Source organism: Xanthomonas sp. NCPPB 901 (assembly GCF_056725085.1).
Map to the genome: position 1 here is coordinate 4646215 of NZ_CM161511.1, position 18790 is coordinate 4665004.

Here is an 18790-nt window from a genome sequence, read left to right on the forward strand (position 1 = left end):
GCATCGTCTTCCTGCAAAATCGCTCAGCCCGGCATCGCCGGGCCACGGCCTTCAGAGGCATCGCACGCCGCCGGCAATGCATGCCGCTCCAGTGCGTCGGCGTCGCCGCCCGTCTCGCCAGCCAGTGCATCGTTGGCCGCCTGTGCCGCATCTCCCATGAACAGGGAAGCGGACAGCAGCAACATGCGCATCGGGTTCACGGTCACGACCTGGCAACAAGCGGGCCGCACAGTGTAGAGAATGGCATCGCGCCGAGACAGCGCGGCGACGTTTTCGCGTGCGCGAGGCGAGGTGCCGTTCAGCGCACGGGGCGGTCCAGCCAGCAGGCCAGGCCCTGCGCGTTGAGTTCGATGTCCATGTGCAGCACGCGCTCCACGCCGGCGTCGTCCAACGGGCAGCCATGCAGCCGCGCCCGTTCCAGGTACAGCGCGGTCAGCGCCGCGACCAGGCAACGATGGCGGTCGGAGCGGCCGTCGCAGCCGCGCGCGATCGCCACCATCGCCTCCAGCTGCTCCTGCAATTCGGCCGCCAGCGTGTCGGCGCCCTCCACCGGACCGTAGTGGGTGAGATACAGCGTCTGCGGCGCGTAGCCGAGCATGCGCTGGATCGACGCCTGCATCGCCTCAGGTTCGAACTGCACCGGCGATGAGGTCGGGATCGCGAACGCGCCGCGCGCGCTGTCCAGTTCGCGATAGGACAGGCCGAAGGTGTCGCCGCTGAACCAGCTGCGGCTGCGCGCGTCCCACACGCACAGGTGATGGCGGGCGTGGCCCGGAGTGTCGATGCACAGTAGCTCGCGCGCGCCCAGCGACACGCGATGGCCGTCCTCGGCCACCACCACGCGCGCGGCCGGCACCGGCACGATGCGGCCGTAGCTGCGTGCCATCTCCGCCTCGCCGTACACCGCGGTGGCGCCGGCGATCAGCCGCGCCGGATCGATCATGTGCGGGGCACCGCGCGGATGCACCAGCAGCCGCGCATTCGGCAAGTGCTGCAGCAGCGCGCCGGCGCCGCCGGCGTGGTCCAGGTGCACGTGGGTGAGGATCAACCAATCCACCTGGCCTGGCGCCAGGCCAGCATTCGCCACTGCGTCCAACAGCACCGGCACGGCATGGCTGGTGCCGCAGTCGACGAAGGCGCCGCGCCCGTTCTCCACGATCAGGTAGGCGGCATCGAACTGCGCGCGCTGAAAGCCGGTATCGACGAGATGGATGCTGGAGTCGCGTGGCATGGCGCAGAAGCGTGGCTGGGCGAGCCTCCATTCTAGGCGGTATGGAGGGCGCCGCCAGTCCCGGGCGGCAAGGGCCGGATGAGGACGAATGCCGGAACCGCCGCAGACCGTGACAGCCCAGTGTGGGAGGGACGTCAGTCCCGACTGCATGCGACCAGCAAACACGCGCGCTTCGGATGTCGCAATGGAACGCGTCGTTTGTCTGTAGGAGCGGCTTCAGCCGCGGCGCTTCAACGCCAAAGCGTCGCAGCTGAAGCCGCTCCTACGACGGACCACCGTGCGAGCGCTCAGCCCGCCTCGCGCAACCGCGCCAGCGCCGCCAGCACCGTCTCGGCCGATGCTTCCAGGGTCACCGGCGCCGCCTGCAGCGCCTCGGCCTGCGCGGCCTGCTTGAGCGCGGCGATGGTCTGACCGGCATCGCGCGGCGAGGCGAAGCCGCCGCTCTGCAGCAGCAGCGTGCCTTCGCCATCGAGCAGCTTGAAATAGAACTGGCCGTCGGCCTCGCGGTACTGCTTGAAGCTCGGCAGCGCCGGCTTGGCCGTCGTCGCTGCGGCAGCGTCGCCGGCCTGCGCCGCCAGGTCGCGCAGGCCCACCGCGTGCCGCAGCTCGGCCAGGAACGGGATCGCATAGCGTTCGCGCAGGCGCTGCGCGTTGTCGCGCAGGATCGCCTCGATATCCTGCGGGCGCGCCATCAGCGCCTCGTAGCGCCCCCGCATCGGCGCGATCTCGGCATCGATGCGCTCGAACAACTGCTGCTTGGCCTCGCCCCAGCCGATGCCGGCGGCGAACGCCTGCGCGAACGCGGCGGTCTCCTCGGCGCTGGCGAAGGCCTGGTACAGCTGGAACAGCGCCGAGCCTTCGGTGTCCTTCGGCTCGCCGGGCGCGCGCGAATCGGTGACGATGGCGAACACCCGCTTCTTCAACTCCTCGCGCGGAGCGAACAGCGGAATGGTGTTGTCGTAGCTCTTGCTCATCTTGCGCCCGTCCAATCCGGGCAGCGTCGCCACCTGCTCGTCGATCAGCGCGTCGGGCAGGACGAAGTGCTCGCGGCCGTAGACGTGGTTGAAGCGCTGCGCGAAATCGCGCGCCATCTCGATGTGCTGGATCTGGTCGCGGCCCACCGGCACCTGCTGCGCTTTGAACAGCAGGATGTCGGCGGCCATCAGCACCGGATACATGAACAATCCGGCGGTGACCCCGGCATCGTCGTCCTCGCCCTCGGCGCGGTTCTTGTCCACCGCCGCCTTGTAGGCGTGCGCCCGGTTGAGGATGCCCTTGCCGGCGACGCAGGTCAGGAACCAGGTCAGCTCGTTGGTCTCCGGCACGTCCGACTGACGGTAGAACCACACCTGCGCCGGGTCCAGGCCCGCCGCCAGCCAGGTCGCCGCGATCTCCAGGGTCGAGCGCTGGGTGCGCGCCGGGTCCTGCGCCTTGATCAGGCTGTGCAGGTCCGCCAGGAAGAAGAAACTCTCGATGCCGGGGCGCCGGCTGGCCTGTAGCGCGGGGCGAATGGCGCCGACGTAGTTGCCCAGGTGCGGCGTGCCGGAGGTGGTGATGCCGGTGAGAACGCGGGTGGTCATGCGGAAGGGACAGTCTGGGGGAAACCCGGCGAGTTTACCCGCTGCGCGCCAACCCCGTTCCGGCGCGTGGGTCGTTCAATCCAGCGTCCCCGTCCTGGAGTCCCCGCGATGCATGCTCTTGCTACGTTCCTACCCCGCCGTTGCCTCGCCGTGCTCGCCTTCGCCCTGCTGTGCATCGGCGGGCTGTGCGGCTTCCGTCCATGGTCTGCGCCGCCCGCCTCGGCGCCGGCGGTGCAGTTGCAGGTGATCGATCGCGATGCCGACGATGCGCCGCTGCCCGCGCATGCCTGGCGTGGCGAGCGCTGGATCGCCGCCACGCCCGGCCACCGCTATGCGCTGCGCCTGACCAACCTGACCGGCGCACGGGTGCTGGTGGTGCTGTCGGTGGACGGTGTCAACGCAGTCAGCGGCCAGACCGCGGCCAGCGACCAGCGCGGCTATGTGCTGGCGCCGTGGCAACGTACCGAGATCGCCGGCTGGCGCAAATCGTCCGAGGACGTGGCGCAGTTCGTGTTCACCGACCTGGACGACAGCTATGCCGCACGCACCGGGCGCCCGCGCAACGTCGGCGTGATCGGCATGGCGGTGTTCGACGAAGCGCGGGCGTGGCCCGATGTCGCCCTGGGCGAGGCGAGCGTCGACGCCGAGAGCGCGGCCGCTACGGCCGCACGCGCGGCCACGCCGGGCGCCCCGCCCGCGGAGGCGACGCCTGCACCGGCAGCGGCCGCCGGCATCCCGGAGCGCAGCGCAGCCGCGCCGCTCGCCGCGGCACCGGCGGCCGACGCGCGGGCGTATGCACGCGAGGGCAACCCCGCTGCACACGTGCGGCAACGTCTGGGCACCGGCCACGGCGCGCGCGAATGGTCGCCCTCGCGCGTGACCGACTTCCAGCGCGCCAGCGACGTGCCGATGCAGCGGACCCAGCTGCGCTACGACAGCCGCGCGCGGCTGATCGCACGCGGCGTGCTGCCGCGCGACCTGCCGCCGCCGCGTGTGGCGGTCGCACCGAATGCCTTCCCCGGCGACTACGTGCCCGACCCGCCGGCGCGCTGAGCCAGCACACGCGCAAAAACGCACGGGCCGCAATGCGGCCCGTGTCGGCGACGCTGGCGCGGTGCGCGCCTCAGTCGCGGTATTCCTTGTCCAGGCTGTCGCGGAAGGCATGCACTTCCTTCTCGGCGCGGTCGCGCGCCCAGCCATAGCGCTCCTGCAGCTTGCCAGCCAGGTACTGGGTGTTGCCCTCGGCGACGTCGAAATCGTCGTCGGTGAGGTCGCCCCACTGTGCCTTGATCTTGCCCTTGAGCTGGGTCCACTTGCCGGCAATGATGTCTTTGTTCATGGCATCTCTCGTGATGTGTAAGCGGCGCCGTACGCCGCCCACGCAGCTTCGCGCAGCCAGCGTCGCGGACCGATCAATGCAGCGTCAGGGAGGCATGAGCATCGTGAACCGTTACGCCGCGGCAGGTGGCCGCGCAAAAAAAACGGGCCGGCAAGCCGACCCGTTTTCCTCACCGAGACGAGGCTCAGTTCTTGGCGGCGTCTTCGACCTTCTCGCCCGCCTTCTGCACGTCCTTGCCGGCACCGGCAACGGTGTTGCAACCGGCCAGCAGGCCCACCGAGAACATCGCCAGCAGCATCCACGCAAACGTACGCTTCATAGGTTCACTCCTTCATGATCATGGAACGCGGCCACGTGGACCGCGCGAAACATTCGGCTCGGTCTTTCGCCAGGCGATCGACCGCGGCGATCAGCACTTGCCCGCGCTGCAATCCTTGGCCGTGTCTTCCACCTTCTCGCCGGCCTTCTGCATGTCCTTGCCGGCGCCGGCGACGGTGTTGCAGCCGGTCAGCACGCCAGCGCAGAACAGGGTCAGCATCAACAGGGTGGTCAGTCGCTTCATCGTGGTCGTCCTCGGCAATCGCAGGTGGTCGGGGTGGGCGGCGATAGGCGTCGCCGCGCTACCGTCTGGCGGTGAATCTGCCGTTACGGCTGTGGATTTCACGTGAATGAACCCGCACCCCATTCAGGCTGGCACGATTGCCGATCAGTCCCGCATCAGCGTCGACTTGCCGAACAGGCTTTCCACCAGGTCCACGGCCAGTTCCGCGGTCAGGTTGCGGTGGTCCAGCACCGGATTCAGCTCCACGATGTCCAGCGAGGCCATGCGCCCGCTGTCGGCGATCATCTCCATCACCAGTTGCGCCTCGCGGTAGTTGGGGCCACCGGGCACGGTGGTGCCGACGCCCGGGGCGATGCTGGGGTCGAGGAAGTCGACGTCGAAGCTGACGTGCAGATGGGTGTCGGCATCGAGTCCGTCCAGCGCCGCCTCCATGGTCCGCTTCATGCCCATCTCGTCGATGTAGCGCATGTCGTACACGTCGACGCGGTGCTGCTTGATCAGCCGCTTCTCGTCCGGATCGACCGAACGGATGCCGATCTGCCGCACCTGCTCCGGGCGCAACGCCGGCGCGCTGCCACCCAGCTCGGTCAGCGCCTTCGGCCCCAGCCCGCACAGGCAGGCCACCGGCATGCCATGCACATTGCCCGACGGGGTGACCTCGCTGGTGTTGAAGTCCGAGTGCGCATCCAGCCACAGCACCCGCAGCTTGCGGCCCTGCTCGCGGCAATGCCGCGCCACCGCGGTGATCGAACCGATGCCCAGGCAGTGGTCGCCACCGAGCACGATCGGCATGCGGCCGTCGCGCAGCTCGGCGTAGCTGGCCTCCATCAGCGCGCGGTTCCAGGCCACCACCTCGGCCAGATGGCGGTAGCCGTCGACCGGCGCCTGCCAGGGATTGCGCGGGCCGTCGATGTTGCCGACGTCGCGCACCTCCACGCCGCGATTGGCCAGCGCCTCGTGCAGGCCGGCGATGCGCAGCGCCTCCGGCCCCATGCGCGCGCCGCGATGACCCGCACCGATGTCGGTGGGAACGCCGATCAGGGACACCGGCAAAAAGGACGACCTCATGCGCATACGCTCCAGCGAAAAGTGGGCGCCAGTCTAACGACACCGGCACGACACGACCCGCCGCGTCGCAGCAGGCGACAGGCGCGCGCAGGCGCGGGTGTGTTGGACGCAGCGTCGGCGAAAGGTGGACACCGATGGATGTGCTGATGCGAGAAGCCAGGGCCCGCGTCTGCAGAAACCACACTCCAATGCAGACGCCAACAACGCGAGCATCCAAGGGCTTGGGCCGCCGTATCGCGCGCCGCGTCGCGCGGTCCTTTCCGGAGGGCTGCGCAGGCCTGCCTGAATCTTGCGGCGAGGGCCGCGCACTGGATGCCTGCAATCGCCTGCACACGGCATGCGGTTGGACGTCGACGGCGGCGGCTGGCTAAGCTGCGCCGCCGCCAGTGGAGATCGCCTTGGAAAAGCCCTTGATCGTCACCTTGGAGGCCGCGTTCGCCGGACTGACGTTCCTTCCCTGGTTCGCGTGGGCGCACAACAGCCTGAACCCAAGACTGGTCCTGCACGCGGACCACGTGGAGTATCGCGTGCTGCGCACGCGCACCCGTCCCTACCGCGAGATCGCCAGGGTGGACTACCGAAAGGCATGGGGAACCGAGAACGTGGTACTGGAGTTCCAGCGGGCGAAGACGACCTTCATCGCCAACACCGGGCTACTCCGGCGAACACGAGAGGCCATCGCCCTGTTGCACCGGCATGGTTGCCCGCTTTCGGCGCGCGCGCAGTCCTTGCTGATGCCGCGCAGCCCGTAGATCCCGCAGCAGGACAAGCTCCGGGATTTGCGCAGCGATTCAAGCGGGTTTTGGCGACGACTGTTGCGTCGCGATTGCGCTGCTGCGTCCTTGCCATCCGCGACGCCGACCACGCTGCGCGTGTAGTGCGCCGTCGCTCCCTGCGCGGATGGCCGTTCGTGGGGCACGGCGCAGAACGCGAGAAACCCGCTGTTTCAGCGGATCGATGGTGCGCCACGGACATCCGCGATGCAGAGAGAAGGGACGATCGTGGTGCCGCTTATCCGAATCGAACGGATGACCTACTGTTTACAAGACAGTTGCTCTACCGACTGAGCTAAAGCGGCAAGATCGACGACGCCCGCGGGTGGGCCCGGGGCAGTCTAACCTGCTGGCGCGGGCCTCGACACGCCTGCCGGCGCGGCCTGCGCACCGGCAGGCGCGGCATTCTAGCGCAGCGTGGCGCAGTCCACGCTGCGCTGGTGCGCGGCGCCGAGCTGGCGGCGCAGGGCGGCGGCCTGCGTCGCGGAGTCGGCGCGCAGGTCCAGCCACCAGCGCGACTGGCCGCTGCCGCCGTTGGGGATCAGGTCGGCGTTGAAGCCGACACGGGCCAGTTCCGCGCGGCGGCGCTCGGCTCCCTCGCGGCTGCGGTACTGGCCCAGGGCGATGGCATTGCCGGTCTCGCCCTGGCGCAGTGGGTAGTAGTCGTGGATGCCGGCGGCGACGATGCGCTCGGTGGCCTGCTTGAGGCCGTCCTCGCCGCCGATGGTCGGCAAGATCACGCGGAAGCTGGCGGCATTGCTGTCGGCGGCCTCGCGCAGCCGCGGACGCGGCGTTCCCGGCGCCAGCGCGGCGACGGCCGCCTGGGCGGCGTCGCGGTCCGCGTACGGTCCCAGGCTCAGGCACACCGCGGTGTCGGCGGCGGGCTTGGCCGCAGGCTCGGCCTGGGCCTCGGTTGGCGCGGGCGCAGGGGCGGCCGGCAGTGCGGGTTCGGTTGCCGGCGCGGCGGTCGTGGTGGTGGCCGGCGCGCTGGCCGATGCCGGGGCGGACCCGGCCGCATCGGCGGCGACGGCACTGTCCTGCGCCGCGACGGGCGCGGCCGGCGGCGGCGTTGGCGCAGCGGCCGCTGCCGGCGCCTCGTTGACCAGTTGCAGCGTCGCCACCCCGGCCGGCACCGCCGGCATCGGCACCGACGGCGAGGTCGGCGGCTGCATCGCCCACCACACCGCGACGCCGAGGTTGAGGATGGTCAGGACGACGAGCAGGGCGCGAACGAGCATGGCCGGATTCTAGTGCGTGCGATGCGCCTTGGGAGAGCCAGTGGCCTTCGCGTGGGACGTGGCCGCGCGGGCGCAGCGTCCGCGCGGACGCGCCGCATCACGGCGGCCATCGTCGCCCCCTCAGGCACCACCGGCCGCGGCATGCGCCTGCGCCCACAGCGCCAGTCCGTCCAGGACCAGCGCGGGGCGCTGCTCGGCTGGCGGCAGCGCGTGCAGCAGCGGCGGCACGCCGCCGCCATGCAGCAGCAGGCGCGGTCGCCGTCCCAGCAAGGCCTCGCCCTGCTGCAGGCTGCGTTCGATCAGCGCCACCGCGGCACCGTCGCAGCCGGAGGCCAGCGCGTCGGCGGTGTCGGCGGCGAACTCGTGGTAATCGCCGCCCTCGGCCGGCAGCTGCGCCGCCTTCTGCTGCAGGGCCTGGCGCATGACCGTTGGCGACGGCGCGATGCGGCCACCGTGGTGCAGGCCGTCGCGGTCGAGCAGGTCCACGGTCAGCGCCGTACCCACCCCCACCACCAGCACGTCGCCGCCGCCATGCGCGGCGAGCAGGGCCAGGAAGCGGTCCACGCCGAACGCCTGCGGTCGCGCATAGGCGATGCGCACGCCGGCGCACGCCGCTTCGGTGCGCGCCACCTGCACCTGCGCGAAGCGGTTGCGCAGCGCCTCCAGCACGGTCGCGGTCAGGGCCGGCGCGGCGACGCTGGCGACGTAGGCGGTGCCGCCCTGCGGCAGCGCCGCGACCGCCGCCGCGTCCATGGCCTCGGCGCCATGCGGCCAGGCCTGCACCGCACCGACCTGGCCGTTCTCCAGCGCGGCGAACTTGAAGCGCGAATTGCCCAGGTCGAACAGCCAGTCGCTCATGCCGCCCTCACGCTGACGTCGCCCGCATGCACGGGCTGCTCGCCATCGGCGAACGCCACCCGCAGCGCACCGTCCTCGGCCAGGCCCAGGGCCGTGCCTTCGCGCACCTGGCCGCCATCGTCGATGCGCACGGCGCGTCCGGCCAGCAGATCCAGCGCGGCGTAGCGCGGCAGGAACGGCGCCAGCCCTTCCGCGTCGAACAGCGCCAGCGCCGGCAGCAGGTGCGACAGCACCGCCGCGGCGATCGTGTTGCGCGACACGGGGCCAGCGGCCAGCCGCGTCAGGTCGGTCCACGGCTGGCCGATGTCCGCGGCACTGGCCGCCGGCATCGCCACGTTCAGGCCCAGGCCGATCACCGCCCGCGCCGGCCCGGCGAACTCGCCGCCGCCTTCCACCAGCAGGCCGCCCAGCTTGCGCCCGTCGGCCAGCAGGTCGTTGGGCCACTTCAGCCCGACCGTGGCGAATCCGGCCGCACGCAGGGCTTCGGCCACGGCCACGCCGGCCGCCAGGCTCAGGCCGCCCAGCCGGCCCAGCCCGCCCTGGAAGCTGCGCGCCACCGACAGGTACAGGTGCGCCGCCAGCGGCGAGGCCCAGACCCGGCCGCGGCGGCCGCGGCCGCCGGTCTGGCGCTCGGCCAGCAGGACCTCGCTGCCCTGCGCGGGCGCCGGGCGCTGCAGCAGGGTGGTATTGCTGGAGACCAGGCTCCAGGCGATCTCCAGCCCGGCCAGTTCGGCGCGCGCCGGCGCATTCAGCCCGGCCCGGATCGCCGCGGCGTCGAGCAGTTCCAGCGGCCGCGCCAGGCCATAGCCCTCGCCGGCCCGGCCCTCGATCTCCACCCCGGCCGCGCGCAGCGCCTGAATGCGCTTCCACACCGCCGCCCGGGTCAGCCCGCAGGCACGCGCCAGGGCATCGCCGGACAGGGGGCCCTTGCTGAGCCTGGCCAACAGTTCGCGCTCGTCCAACGCCGGTTCCATCGCCTCGTTTCGCCCCTGGGCGCGCCGCGGCACGCCCTCGTAAACCGAAAAGTATGCGGCAACCTCCCCCGGGCGCCCAGCGCCTGGCCCTGCAGCGGGCGAAAACCGCGTTAGAATCGGGATTCACCGCCGCTCGCCCTGGATGCCGACGATGCGCCGTTCCCTGTCCTGCCTGCTCCTGTTGCTGCTGCCGCTGGCTGCCGCCCACGCGTCCAACGTGCTGGCGGAGAAGCCGCACACCGACTGCGCCTACGGCGACGCGGCCGATGTCGACGGCACCCCGACGCGGCCGCCCGCGACGCTGCATGCGCCCGCCTCCACCGGCAAGCCCGCCACGACCACCACTGGCGGCGGCAGCGACAGCGACCTGGTGCCGCGCATGCGCATGCCCAAGTGGCACAGCTTCCTGCCGGGGATGTTCCGCTGATCCCACGCTGGTTGCGCTGGCTATGGCCGACGCCCGCCGCCATCGATGACGCGACCTGGCACGCCGTGCGCGCCGGCTGCGCCTGGGTCGCCGCCCTGGATGCGCCCCGCGAACAGCGCTTGCGCGCACTGGCTAACGAGTTCCTGCACCGCAAGACCATCTCGCCGCTGGGCGGCCTGCAATTGGATGCCCGCCAGTGCGCCCTGCTCGCCGCACTGTGCTGTCTGCCGCTGCTGGAATACGGCGTTGGCGGCATGAGCGGCTGGTCGCAACTGCTGGTCTACCCGGATGCGTTCCGCGTGCAGCGCAGCCATGTCGATGCGGCCGGCGTCCTGCACGAGTGGGAAGACGAACTGATCGGCGAGTCGTGGGGCAGTGGCCCGTTGATCCTGTCCTGGGCCGACGTACAGGCCGACCTGGACGATCCGCATGCCGGCTACTGCGTGGCGGTGCACGAGATGGCGCACAAGCTCGACGCGCTCGACGGCGTCCTCGACGGCACCCCACTGCTGCCGCGCGAATGGCAGCGGCAATGGGCCGCCGATTTCCAGCGCAGCTACGACGCCTTCTGCGCGCGCGTGGACCGCGGCCGCGCCAGCGAGGTCGATGCCTACGCCGCCGAGGCTCCGGAGGAATTCTTCGCCGTGGTCAGCGAGTACCACTTCTCCGCGCCGGATCGCCTGCAGCGCGAGATGCCCGAGGTCGCTGCGCATCTGGCGCGGTTCTATGGGCCCTCGCCGTTCTCTTCGGCCTGAACCGCAAACGCATCTTGAGCCATCGCTTCCGTTGCACGGAACGGTTGCCGCCGCGATGAACGCGACAAAGCACGCGGTACGCGGAGCCGAGCATGGAACGCGTCGGGACTGAAGTCCCTCCCACAGTGCACTCGCCATGCAGGCCGCGCGCGCCTGTGGAAGCGGCTTCCGGGCGCATCCAACACTCCGCATCCGCCGCTATCGAGCCGGATGCAGGTTGCCGCGCAGGAGCGGCTTCAGCCGCGACGGGGCATTCCCGGCAAAGCCCGTCGCGGCTAAAGCCGCTCCTACGGGACATTTCCCACATGGGTGCCCTTCGTCGCGACGAACGAAGTCTGGAATTGCGACCGGTCCTGGCAGGGTTGGCTGAAACGCGCGCCGTGCGCCGGCTCGGCGCGCGTCCATGGCGAGAGCGACTTCAGCCACGAAGAAGCCTCCCGCTGCCGCAGCGAGCGACATGGCAGCCAGAAGGAACGCCTCACACCAACTTCAAATCCCGCGCATGCGCCTGCGGGAACACCTTCTGCAGTTGCGCCGGCGACAGGCCCCACATGCGCCCGAGCAGGCCGGCGAACATGTCGCGGTAGTTGGTCAGCACCGGGTAGTCGCGGTCCTGGAACAGCTTGTCCTTGCTCACCGCCACCTGCTCGCCGGCGATGCGGCCGCCATTGACCCCGCCGCCCAGCACCCAGTACGTGGTGCCATGGCCGTGGTCGGTACCCTTGTCGCCGTTCTCGCGGAACGTACGGCCGAACTCGGACAGCACCACCACCACGGTGTTGCGCCACTCCGGTCCCAGCGCCTCGGCATAGGCCGACAGCCCCTCGGACAGGTTGGCCAGGTTGTTGGCCAGCGCGCCGTCGGTGCTGCCCTGGTTGACGTGCGTGTCCCAGCCGCCGACATCGACGAAGCCGAGCCGGTAGCGCTCGCGCATCAGCGTGGCGATGCGGCGGGTCTCGTCGGCGAAGGTGCGCGCACTGGCGGCGCCGCGGTTGGCCTGCTGCATCTCGTCGCGCAACGCCTGCGAGACCTGCTGGCGCAGCGCCAGGCCGTCGTGCGCGGCGCTGGCCAACTGCGTGTCGTGGTACATGCCGGCGAGGATGTCGGCCTGGCGCTGGTCGAAGGCCGGGGTCGGATTGCGCTTGAGCGAGAGATTGGGAATGTCGCCGCCGCCCTGGAAGCTCAGCGGCAGCGAATCGGTGAAGGCGATCGACGGCGTGCCGGTGGCCACCTGCGACAGCCGCGCCAGGAAACCGGTGCGGTAGTCGCTGCGCTGCCCGGCCGGCTGCCCGGCCTCGATGCTGTCCTGGGTTTCGAAGTGGCTGCGCGACAGGTCGTCGGTGCCGGCGAAGGGCACGAACGCCAGTTGCTTGTCGCTCCACAACGGCAGCAGCGTGTCGCGCAGCCGCGGGTTCAGGCCCCACTGCGTGTCCAGCGCGATGGCGCTGTTGGGATTGGCCGGATCCGGCTTGGCGATCGCCAGGCTCGGCCGCGAGGCGTAGTAGAAATCGCTCGCGTACGGGACCAGCAGGTTGTTGCAGTCGTAGCCGCCGCGCAGGAACACCACCAACAAACGCGGCGACGGTGCCGGTGCGGCGAACAGGCGCCCGGCAAACGGCAGGCTGGCCGCGGCGGCGGCGGAGGCGAGCAGGAAGCGGCGACGGTGCATGACGGATCTCCGTGCGGCGAAGGCCGCGATCAGCGGTAATTGAAGTCGGGGGAGGCCAGCAGGTAGCCGTTCCACTCCTGCTGCGAGCGCGCCTGCGCCAACGCCTGGCGCGTGGCATCGCTCAGTTGCGGCTCGATCGCCTGGTAGTACAGCGGCGTGCTCAGTTGCGGAAAACCACCGCGCTGCTGCCCGTCGACGGTGAACAGCTGGGTGTTGCCGTTGCCGATCGCGCGCGCGATCTCGAAGCGCTGCGCCATCTGCCCCGAACTGTTCCAGGCACTGGACTGCAGCGACCAGCCATCCGGGGTGATCCGCCCGAAGCTCGGCTCGCCCATCTGGTTCAACCAGCCCAGCAGCGGCTGCGGATTGACGATGGTCTGCCCGTCGTAGGCCAGGCGCAGCGCCGAGACCAGGAAGCGGTACGGGTCCTTGAACTTGTGCGGCGCGCCGGCGGCCATCTCCGGCGCGGTGAACATCACCTGCAGCACCGCAGCAATGTCGCCATCGCTACGCTGGAACGTGCGCGCCATCTTCTCCACCAGCGCCGGCGGCGGCTCGTCGGCGACGAAGTAGTCGGCCAGCTGCTGCGATATGAAGTGCGCACACGCCGGCTGGCGCACGATCAGCTGCACCGCGCGCTCGACCTCGTCGAAACCGCCGCCGACGATGCGCTGGCCGAGCAGGGTCTTGTCGCCGGGCTCGTGCCGGGCGGGATTGAACTCGAACGCGCCGCGGCGCAGGTACTGCGCCTGCAGCGCCGGCGGCAACTTCGGCGGGCCGTCGCGGTCAACCGGCGCGATGCCGACGCCGGTGAGGATCAGTGCCAGTTGCTGCACGTCCTTCTGCGTGTAGCCGGCATTGACGCCGAGGGTATGCAGCTCCATCAGCTCGCGCGCGTAGTTCTCGTTGACCTTGCCCTTGGCGTTCTGCGCGTTGTCCAGGTACTCCAGCATCGCCGGGCTCTGCAGCGTCGCCATCACCAGGTCGGAGAACTTGCCCAGCGCATGCGGGCGGATCGCATTGTCGGCGTAGTCGGCCACGGTCCAGTGCAGGCGGCCCTTGTCGGCGAACACGCTGAAATGGTTGAGCCAGAACCACACCATCTGCTCGCGCAGCTGGTCCGGCGCGTAGATCGCGCGCAGCAGCTGCGCCTGGCGCGCCTGGTTCAGCAGCAGATCGCCGCGCTGCTGCGCGGCCTTCTTCGCCGCGACCTTGGCGTCGCCGTCGGGCATCGCCTTGATCGCCTGCTGCGCGGCGGCCTGCTGCTTGAGCAACTCCTGCACCGGCGTGTGCAGCGCCTCGTAGCCATCCAGTTGCGCGCGCACCGGCGCCGGCAGGTCGGCGTCGCCGACGTCGTCGGCCTGCAGTTGCTCGCGCAGGAAGCGCTTGCGGCCGTCGCGCTGGAACTGCGCCACGCTGGCGCTGTCCAGGCCGATGGTCATCGACTGCAACCAGCGGGCGTCGTCGCGCTTGATCACCTTGTCGGTGGCGGCGATGGCGGCGACGGTGAACAGCACCAGCAGCAACGACAGCAGCAGCCGCTGGGTGTTGCGCCACACACGCCGGCCGTGCACGCGCAGGCGTGCGGCGGCAGGACGATGCCGGGATTCGGACATGCGACGCTCCTGACGAGAAATCGGCGTGAAGACGGGCGCAGTATCGCCAGCTGGGCGCCTGCCGCGTTAAGCCACTGTCGGAAAGGCGGCTGACATTTGCACGGGATTCACCTGCGGCGGTGGCCCGGGGGCGGGCCAGCGCTGGCCCGCCATGCGGCGTGACGCCGGTCGCAGACCGGCACGGGGGCGCTGCTGCGCCTACAGCCCCGGCGGCAGGGTGACCAGGAAGCTCGCCCCGCCCAGTTCCTCGGAGCGGCTGACCTGCAGTTCGCCGCGGTAGCCCTTGACCAGGTCCTGCACGATCGCCAGGCCGATGCCGTGGCCATGCACGCGCTCGTCGCCGCGCACGCCGCGCTGCAGGATATGCGCCACTTCCTCCGGGGCAATGCCGGGACCGTCGTCTTCCACCGCGATGATCAGGCCGGCACGGCGGCTGCCGGCGGCCGGTTCCGGCCGCACGCTCAGCAGCACCCGCCGGCGCGCCCACTTGAACGCGTTCTCCAGCAGGTTGCCGAGCAGTTCCTGCAGGTCGCCGGGCTCGCCGTGGAAGCGCGCGCTGGGCTCGATGTCGAACTCGCACAGCACGCCCTTGGCCGCGTAGACCTTCTCCAGGCCGCGCACGATCTCCTCGGCATTGGGTTCGATCGGCAGCGGCGCGGCGAACAGCTTGTGGCCGCTGGAGGCGGCGCGCGCCAGCTGGTAGGACACCAGGTTGTTCATGCGCCGCAGCTGCACGTCCAGCTCCTCGCGCAGCTCCGGTCCCTGCGCGCCGCTGTCGAGCTGGGTACGCAGCACCGCCAGCGGCGTCTTCAGGCTGTGCGCCAGGTCGGCCAGGGTGTTGCGCTGGCGCTCCAGGTTCTCGCGCTCGCTCTCGATGAAGGCATTGATGCTGTCGGTCAGCGGTTCCAGCTCGCGCGGATGGCGATCGCCCATGCGCAGGGCTTCGCCGCGCTGCACCTTGGTCAGTTCGTTGATCACCCGCCGCAGCGGGCGCAGGCTCCATTGCAGGATGAAGGCCTGTAGCACCAGCAGGATCAGGCCGGCGCCGCCGAGGTTGAACCACACCCGGCCGCGGAACACGCGCAGCTGCGCGCCCAGCGCGCGGGTGTCCTCCATGATGTAGATGGTGACCGGGGTTTCCTTGTCGCGGCGCACGTAGGCCAGGCCGATGCCGTAACGGTAGACCTCGCCCTGGCTGCCGTCGATCTGGGTTATCGGCCAGGGGCCGTCGAAGGTTTCCTGGCGCGGTTCGAGCATGCCGCCCGTGGGCAGCAGCGGACCCTCGCTGGACATCGAGACCCAACGTTCGTTGGGCAGCACGATCTGCGCGTACAGGCCGCTGCCCGGCCGGTCGAAGTGCGGATCCGGCGGCGGCTTGTCGTAGTTGATGTACAGCGAGCCGTCGCGCGCCACGTCGACGTTGTTGGCGTAGGCGGTGGCGTAGCTCTTCAGACGCTCGCGCAGGTTGCTCAGCGCGGTGTCGGCGAAGGCCTGGTCCAACGCGTAGCCCGCCGCGGCCAGGAACGCCAGCAGGCTCAGGCTGGCGGCAAGCAGCTGGCGGGCCTGCAGCGAACGCGGGCGCCAGCGCTTGTACCACCTGGGTCGTGCCGCCACGCGGTCGCTTCCTCGGTGTGCTCGCCGGCGCCTGCGATCAGCCTTCGGTGCGCGGAATCGCGAACCGGTAGCCGCGGCCGCGCACGGTCTCGATCGGCTTCAACTCGCCGTCCGGGTCCAGCTTCTTGCGCAGGCGGCCGATGAACACCTCCAGCACATTGGAATCGCGGTCGAAATCCTGCTGGTAGATGTGCTCGGTCAGGTCGGCCTTGGAGACCAGTTCGCCGGCATGCATCATCAGGTACTCGAGCACCTTGTACTCGTAGCTGGTCAGGTCGACGTTGCTGCCGCTGACGCTGACGGTCTGCGCCGCCAGGTCCAGCGCGACCGGGCCGCATTCCAGGGTCGGCTTGCTCCAGCCGGCGGCGCGGCGCAGCAGCGCGTTGACGCGCGCCAGCAGCTCTTCGACATGGAACGGCTTGACCAGGTAGTCGTCGGCGCCCTGCTTGAGGCCTTCGACCTTGTCCTGCCAGCTGGAACGCGCGGTGAGGATCAGCACCGGAAACTTCTTGCCTTCGTCGCGCAGCGCCTTGATCAGCTCCATGCCCGACATCTTCGGCAGGCCCAGATCGATGATGCCCACGTCGAAGGGCACTTCGCGGCCCATGTACAGGCCTTCCTCGCCGTCCTGCGCCGCATCCACCGCAAAGCCTTCGCGCTTCAGGCGAGCGGCCAGGGTCTCTCGCAGCGGAGCTTCGTCTTCGACCAGAAGGATACGCATGAACTCTCCCTAGTAACTTACAGGTGGCCGGTGGCCGGGGCGGTGTGTGGAACCTGAACCGAACTATCCGGACTCACGGGTGATCGTCGCGTGGTGGCTCGGGGGGCTCGCCCGACCGCGGCGCCCGCGGCGGCGCCGCACGGCCAGGCTGCGGATCGTCCATATAGCGTACCCGCCCGCGACCATCCATATACTTGACGCGGTTGATGTCGCGCCCGTCGAACGGCACGCGCTCGGCGCCGAGGATCTGCCCACCGGTGGACCGCTGCACGCGGCGCACCGCGTCGGACAGCGAGCTGCCGACATAGTCGCGGCTGCGACCCGCGTCGCGCTCCGGCGGCGCCATCGCACCCGGCATGGGTGGTTGCTGCGCACGGCCATGCCCGGCCGCGACCGACGCCAGCGCGAGCGCGAAGACAGCGGCGAAGCGGTAGTGGCGGGAAGCGGAAGAGGTCACGACGGGCATCCTAACGGACTGATCGGAAACGTTCAAAACTTGTGAAGCGCGACACCTCGTGGAAACGAAGACAACCTCGAGAAATCGAGGCAAATTCTTGATTTTTCGGGGTGAATCCGGTCTGAACTTTTCCGGGCGATGCCGGCGGCATTCAGTGAAATGAACCTGCGGGAGGCCGATGCAAGGGCCGCGCCAGGCGTCCGGAGAAGCCCTTCGGCAGGCGCTTCGCGGCGTCTCCCCAAGCGCAGAGACTAGCCGTGAGCGCCTGAACAGAATCCCTGAACGACACGGGGAAGACATAGGCGACGGCGATCGAGGCACCACGCCGGTCAGCGCCGGCCGCGCCGTAAGGCTGGCGGTTCATCGGCAGGGCGAGGCGCCCGCCATGGTCCGGTCGAACCGCGCCGGGTCAGGCCGCTGCGCGCGCCGCCCCGTCGGTGACCGCCAGCGCGCGCTCCAGCAGCGCCCAGTCCGCGCCCGGCCGGTGCGCGCCTTCGCTGAGCACCTGGCGGAAGGCGCGGCCGCCGGGCTGGCCGTGGAACAGGCCCAGCAGGTGCCGGGTGATGTGCTTGAGCGCCAGCCCCTCGGCCAGGCGCGCCTCGACGTAGGGACGCAGCGCGCGCAGCAGCTCCGCGCGCGGGCGCGGCGCGGCGCCGGTCAGGGCCGCGTCCAGCCGGTGCAGGACGTAGGGGTCGTGGTAGGCGGCACGGCCCAGCATCACCCCGTCCAGCGCCTGCAACTGCGCCTGCGCCGTCTCCACCTCGGCCAAGCCGCCGTTGAGCACCACCTGCAGCTGCGGCCGCTCGCGCTTGAGCCGGTGCGCCCAGTCGTAGCGCAGCGGCGGCACCTCGCGGTTCTCCTTGGGCGACAGGCCCTGCAGCCAGGCGTTGCGCGCATGCACCACGAACAACCCGCAGCCGGCGGCGGCGACCTGGTCGACGAAGGCCAGGAACACCGCGTAGTCGTCGTCCTGGTCCACGCCCAGCCGGCACTTCACCGTCACCGGGATGTCCACTGCCGCGACCATCGCCGCCACGCATTCGGCGACCAGCGCCGGCTCGCGCATCAGGCAGGCACCGAAGCGCCCGGCCTGCACCCGGTCGGACGGGCAACCGCAATTCAGATTGATCTCGTCGTAGCCCCAGTCCTGGCCGATCTGCGCCGCCTGCGCCAGCAGCGCCGGCTCGCTACCGCCGAGCTGCAGCGCCAGCGGATGCTCGGACGCATCGAAATCCAGCAGCCGCGCGCGATCGCCCAGCACCACCGCATTGGCGTGCACCATCTCGGTGTACAGCCGCGCCGACGGCGCCAGCAGCCGGTGGAACACCCGGCAGTGGCGGTCGGTCCAGTCCATCATGGGCGCAACGGACAGGCGCAGCGAAGCGGCGTAGCGCGCGGGGAGATCGGAGGTTGGGCGCTGAAGCGTCATCGCACGTCGTACCGGCGTTGCCGGCCATGCGCCGGAACGCCAAGTCTTGGCTTAGGGATCAATAGCTTACACGTTCGCGCTGAACGTTGCCGGGACCTGCCGGGAAAACGCACCTGGCGCTTGACCCGCCGCCGCTTCCAGCCTATCGTGCGCTCGCCGAAGGTATTCATCGCTTCATTCGGATGAAGGGATGGATTTAAACGGGAATCCGGTGACGGCCGGCGCCGCAAGCGCCTGCCCATTCCGGAGCTGCCCCGCAGCGGTGAATGGAAACGACCTCCGTCAATGGCACTGGGCCGGCGCATGCCGGCCTGGGAAGCGACGGACAGTAGGTGCGCAGCCGGCACGGTGCGCGTGTCCATCAGCCCGAATACCGGCCCCGGCCGGAGGACCGTGCGTCCTCCGATTCGACCTGGCGCCTCCGCGGGGAGGCGGCCGGACCGCGACCCGGCCTTGCGCCGCGCCGCGTCGTCCGCCTG

The 18790-nt window shown here is 70.3% G+C and carries 20 protein-coding genes, 1 tRNA gene and 1 riboswitch; of the genes, 4 read left to right on the plus strand and 17 right to left on the minus strand.

Annotation, left to right across the window (positions count from 1 at the left end; translation table 11 throughout):
- Positions 1-23: 23 nt before the first annotated feature.
- The 3 genes from AC1PME_RS19795 to AC1PME_RS19805 all read right to left on the minus strand — a co-directional run bounded on the left by AC1PME_RS19795 (position 24) and on the right by AC1PME_RS19805 (position 2811).
- Positions 24-185 (minus strand): peptidase, encoded by a 162-nt coding sequence (locus AC1PME_RS19795; RefSeq protein WP_430543912.1) that lies wholly within the window; start codon positions 183-185, stop codon positions 24-26.
- 113 nt (positions 186-298) lie between these two features.
- Positions 299-1231, minus strand: a complete 933-nt coding sequence (locus AC1PME_RS19800; protein ID WP_307547042.1) for an MBL fold metallo-hydrolase — start codon at positions 1229-1231, stop codon at positions 299-301.
- A 287-nt stretch (positions 1232-1518) separates the two neighbouring features.
- Complete coding sequence (locus AC1PME_RS19805) at positions 1519-2811, minus strand: tryptophan--tRNA ligase (RefSeq protein ID WP_481096790.1); 1293 nt, start codon at positions 2809-2811, stop codon at positions 1519-1521.
- A 108-nt stretch (positions 2812-2919) separates the two neighbouring features.
- Here AC1PME_RS19805 and AC1PME_RS19810 point away from each other — a divergent pair, with 108 nt between their 5' ends.
- Positions 2920-3864 (plus strand): hypothetical protein, encoded by a 945-nt coding sequence (locus AC1PME_RS19810; protein WP_481096791.1) that lies wholly within the window; start codon positions 2920-2922, stop codon positions 3862-3864.
- Positions 3865-3934: 70 nt separating this feature from the next.
- Here AC1PME_RS19810 and AC1PME_RS19815 read toward each other — a convergent pair whose 3' ends face one another.
- The 4 genes from AC1PME_RS19815 to rocF all read right to left on the minus strand — a co-directional run bounded on the left by AC1PME_RS19815 (position 3935) and on the right by rocF (position 5780).
- Positions 3935-4150, minus strand: coding sequence for a CsbD family protein (locus AC1PME_RS19815; protein ID WP_254459513.1), 216 nt, complete (start codon positions 4148-4150; stop codon positions 3935-3937).
- 184 nt (positions 4151-4334) lie between these two features.
- Positions 4335-4469, minus strand: coding sequence for an entericidin A/B family lipoprotein (locus tag AC1PME_RS19820; RefSeq protein WP_160966335.1), 135 nt, complete (start codon positions 4467-4469; stop codon positions 4335-4337).
- Positions 4470-4559: 90 nt separating this feature from the next.
- Positions 4560-4712: an entericidin A/B family lipoprotein gene (locus AC1PME_RS19825; protein ID WP_017908941.1), complete on the minus strand. Its 153-nt coding sequence runs from the start codon at positions 4710-4712 to the stop codon at positions 4560-4562.
- A gap of 144 nt (positions 4713-4856) precedes the next feature.
- Complete coding sequence (rocF, locus tag AC1PME_RS19830) at positions 4857-5780, minus strand: arginase (protein ID WP_254459514.1); 924 nt, start codon at positions 5778-5780, stop codon at positions 4857-4859.
- Positions 5781-6178: 398 nt separating this feature from the next.
- Between rocF and AC1PME_RS19835 the strand changes: the two genes are divergently transcribed.
- The gene (locus AC1PME_RS19835; protein ID WP_307547051.1) at positions 6179-6532 is read left to right on the plus strand and encodes a hypothetical protein; all 354 of its coding nucleotides are present in this window, start codon (positions 6179-6181) and stop codon (positions 6530-6532) included.
- A 250-nt stretch (positions 6533-6782) separates the two neighbouring features.
- Here the strand turns inward: AC1PME_RS19835 and AC1PME_RS19840 are convergent.
- The 4 genes from AC1PME_RS19840 to birA form a co-directional block, all read right to left on the minus strand.
- Positions 6783-6858, minus strand: a tRNA-Thr gene (locus tag AC1PME_RS19840).
- 102 nt (positions 6859-6960) lie between these two features.
- Entirely contained in the window at positions 6961-7791 is an 831-nt protein-coding gene (locus AC1PME_RS19845; RefSeq protein ID WP_481096792.1) for an SPOR domain-containing protein, read from the minus strand.
- Between the two features lie 120 nt (positions 7792-7911).
- A complete protein-coding gene (locus AC1PME_RS19850) occupies positions 7912-8649 on the minus strand; it encodes a type III pantothenate kinase (RefSeq protein WP_481096793.1) in 738 nt (245 codons plus the stop codon).
- Positions 8646-9623, minus strand: a complete 978-nt coding sequence (gene birA, locus AC1PME_RS19855) for a bifunctional biotin--[acetyl-CoA-carboxylase] ligase/biotin operon repressor BirA (protein WP_254459521.1) — start codon at positions 9621-9623, stop codon at positions 8646-8648. Before birA ends, AC1PME_RS19850 begins: the two co-directional genes overlap by 4 nt.
- 142 nt (positions 9624-9765) lie before the next feature.
- Between birA and AC1PME_RS19860 the strand changes: the two genes are divergently transcribed.
- Together AC1PME_RS19860 and AC1PME_RS19865 are read left to right on the plus strand one after the other, a co-directional pair.
- Positions 9766-10050: a hypothetical protein gene (locus tag AC1PME_RS19860; protein WP_254459522.1), complete on the plus strand. Its 285-nt coding sequence runs from the start codon at positions 9766-9768 to the stop codon at positions 10048-10050.
- Positions 10017-10805 carry a M90 family metallopeptidase gene (locus AC1PME_RS19865; RefSeq protein ID WP_481096794.1) on the plus strand — a complete coding sequence of 263 codons (789 nt, stop codon included), beginning with the start codon at positions 10017-10019 and terminating at the stop codon, positions 10803-10805. Before AC1PME_RS19860 ends, AC1PME_RS19865 begins: the two co-directional genes overlap by 34 nt.
- 478 nt (positions 10806-11283) lie before the next feature.
- Here AC1PME_RS19865 and AC1PME_RS19870 read toward each other — a convergent pair whose 3' ends face one another.
- The 6 genes from AC1PME_RS19870 to dusA form a co-directional block, all read right to left on the minus strand.
- The gene (locus AC1PME_RS19870) at positions 11284-12474 is read right to left on the minus strand and encodes a DUF1501 domain-containing protein (protein ID WP_481096795.1); all 1191 of its coding nucleotides are present in this window, start codon (positions 12472-12474) and stop codon (positions 11284-11286) included.
- 29 nt (positions 12475-12503) lie between these two features.
- A complete protein-coding gene (locus AC1PME_RS19875; RefSeq protein ID WP_307547060.1) occupies positions 12504-14090 on the minus strand; it encodes a DUF1800 domain-containing protein in 1587 nt (528 codons plus the stop codon).
- A 198-nt stretch (positions 14091-14288) separates the two neighbouring features.
- The gene (locus AC1PME_RS19880; protein ID WP_481098159.1) at positions 14289-15659 is read right to left on the minus strand and encodes an ATP-binding protein; all 1371 of its coding nucleotides are present in this window, start codon (positions 15657-15659) and stop codon (positions 14289-14291) included.
- An 82-nt stretch (positions 15660-15741) separates the two neighbouring features.
- Positions 15742-16425 (minus strand): response regulator transcription factor, encoded by a 684-nt coding sequence (locus AC1PME_RS19885; RefSeq protein ID WP_003469280.1) that lies wholly within the window; start codon positions 16423-16425, stop codon positions 15742-15744.
- Positions 16426-16498: 73 nt separating this feature from the next.
- Positions 16499-16882, minus strand: a complete 384-nt coding sequence (locus tag AC1PME_RS19890) for a hypothetical protein (protein WP_429002464.1) — start codon at positions 16880-16882, stop codon at positions 16499-16501.
- 409 nt (positions 16883-17291) lie between these two features.
- Positions 17292-18311: a tRNA dihydrouridine(20/20a) synthase DusA gene (gene dusA, locus AC1PME_RS19895; protein ID WP_481096796.1), complete on the minus strand. Its 1020-nt coding sequence runs from the start codon at positions 18309-18311 to the stop codon at positions 17292-17294.
- A gap of 142 nt (positions 18312-18453) precedes the next feature.
- Positions 18454-18707, plus strand: a riboswitch (cobalamin riboswitch).
- Positions 18708-18790 lie beyond the last annotated feature (83 nt).